Origin of the sequence: Staphylococcus sp. HMSC072H03 (assembly GCF_001809305.1) — a bacterium.
GTDB lineage: Bacteria > Bacillota > Bacilli > Staphylococcales > Staphylococcaceae > Staphylococcus > Staphylococcus hominis.
Genome location: NZ_KV796911.1, coordinates 301 through 1,498 on the forward strand (window position 1 = coordinate 301; position 1,198 = coordinate 1,498).

At 34.1% G+C, this 1,198-nt stretch carries 1 protein-coding gene and 1 pseudogene; both read right to left on the reverse strand.

The features are described 5' to 3' along the window. Positions 1-782 (reverse strand): recombinase family protein (locus HMPREF2578_RS08820; protein WP_256275860.1); only part of this gene is annotated, 782 nt, incomplete at its 3' end. 210 nt (positions 783-992) lie between these two features. Further along, positions 993-1,198: pseudogene (locus HMPREF2578_RS08825) on the reverse strand (hypothetical protein); the annotation flags it as partial.

Here is a 1,198-nt window from a genome sequence, read left to right on the forward strand (position 1 = left end):
TTATTTCTAGAATTGGATCGATTGTGTTGTTTATGAATACGACGCTCTTGTGCTTCCTCAAACGTATCAACATTAATAATAGGTGGAACGATATCATTAAACGTTCCATATTTATTAATGACACGACCACAATAGTTAGGGTTCAAGAGAATATTTCTAACTTGATAGGGCTTACGAGAAATAAAATTCATATCTTTATCCAGCTTTTGAGAAATTTTCTTGTAACCAAGTCCTTGTAAATACCAACGATAAACGGCTTTGATTGTCGGTGCTTCTTCTGCATTTACAATAAAGTGACCTTTGCTGTAGTGATAACCAAAAGGGGCGTGTGTTGTAATCAACTTACCTTGTTTGGCTTTTTCTCTTATCCCATTTCGTGTTTGTTCGCTGATGTTGTTCGATTCCATTTCTGCTAGACTCATGAGTATGTTTAAGCGAAAGCAATCAAACTCTTTAGACAAATCAAAATATCCATCGTTAACACTGATGATTGTGACGTGATGCTTTTTACAAATTTCAAAGAATTGTATAGCATTTTTGAAATTACGATGGAGCCGATTTAGCCGATAGCAACATAATACTTTACACTCTCCAGATGTAATCACTTCTACCATTTTTTGATAGCCTGAACGCTTTGTATGTCCACCTGTTTTTTTATCATCATAAAATGTTACATTGGACCATCCATGTTGCTTAGCAGTGTCTATAATGAGGGATTTCTGAGTCGCTAAGCTTTGTTGTTTGAGTGTACTTTGACGTACATAAGCAATGGCTTTTTCCATTTTATACACCTCCATAGAGATAATATATGTTTATGAATGAATTAAAATGAAAGGTCCAACGTGTTAAAAGCACGTTGGACCGCAATCTCAGTTATCACGATTTAACTCTTCAACAACTAAGTTAGCTAATACTTCAATTAACTCATCCATTTCATTCACTCCTATACAATTTCATCTTTAAGTTACTAAAAAGGTATTGAGAAGTGGTCATTAAAGATCAGCTAACTCATCATTTTGCTTTTTCCATAACTTAAAATTCTCTTTGTTATCCGTATTAATTTTAGGTTTAATAGGTTCGGCATCTTTAGTTAGACCAAAAATAGACGCATGGTCTGAATCTAGCTTTAATTGGTAAAAGACAAGCGACTGTTTCTTGCCATTGTTATCTTTGACTGTTCGTTTTTTCGTAATTCGAT